General features: G+C 58.7%; 1 protein-coding gene. It reads left to right on the top strand.

What is annotated here, in order from left to right; translation table 11 throughout:
• A partial coding sequence (locus PQR54_RS38840) for a beta strand repeat-containing protein (RefSeq protein WP_408255445.1) occupies positions 1 to 823 on the top strand: 823 nt, incomplete at both ends.

The following is an 823-nucleotide window of genomic DNA, read 5'->3' as shown; positions in this document are numbered from 1 at the left end:
CAATGGTTCGGGCGTGATCGAAGGCGACAATGGTTCGATCAACATCTCGGGTAACGGCGCAGCCAACATCTCGGGTAACTCGACGAACGGCAACGGCGCGGTCATCGACGGCGATGTGAACGTGACGGATAACGGCACGGCGAACATTTCCGGCAACTCGACCAACGGTACGGGCGTGATCGTCGATCCGAATGGTTCGATCAACACCACCGACAACGGCACGACCAACATCAGCGGCGAATCTACCAACGGTAGCGGCGCGGACATCAACGGCTCGATCAACACGAGTGGCAACGGTTCGACCGATATCAGCGGCAACTCGACCAATGGTACGGGCGTGATCGTCGATCCGAACGGTTCGATCAACACCACGGACAACGGCACGACCAACATCAGCGGCGAATCGACCAACGGTAGCGGCGCGGACATCAACGGCACGATCAACACGGGCGGCAACGGTTCGACCGATATCAGCGGCAACTCGACCAACGGTACGGGTGTCATCGTCGATCCGAACGGTTCGATCAACACCACGGACAACGGCACGACCAACATCAGCGGCGAATCTACCAACGGTAGCGGCGCGGACATCAACGGCTCGATCAACACCAGCGGTAATGGTTCGACCGACATCAGCGGCAATTCGACCAACGGTACGGGCGTGATCGTCGATCCGAACGGTTCGATCAACACCACCGACAACGGCACGACCAACATCAGCGGCGAATCTACCAACGGTAGCGGCGCGGATATCAACGGCTCGATCAACACCAGCGGTAATGGTTCGACCGATATCAGCGGCAATTCGACCAACGGTGACGGT

The organism is Paraburkholderia phytofirmans (assembly GCF_046028095.1).
Classification (GTDB): domain Bacteria; phylum Pseudomonadota; class Gammaproteobacteria; order Burkholderiales; family Burkholderiaceae; genus Paraburkholderia; species Paraburkholderia phytofirmans_A.
Note: the sequence above shows the minus strand (reverse complement) of the source record. Positions and strands in the feature narration are given on the sequence as shown.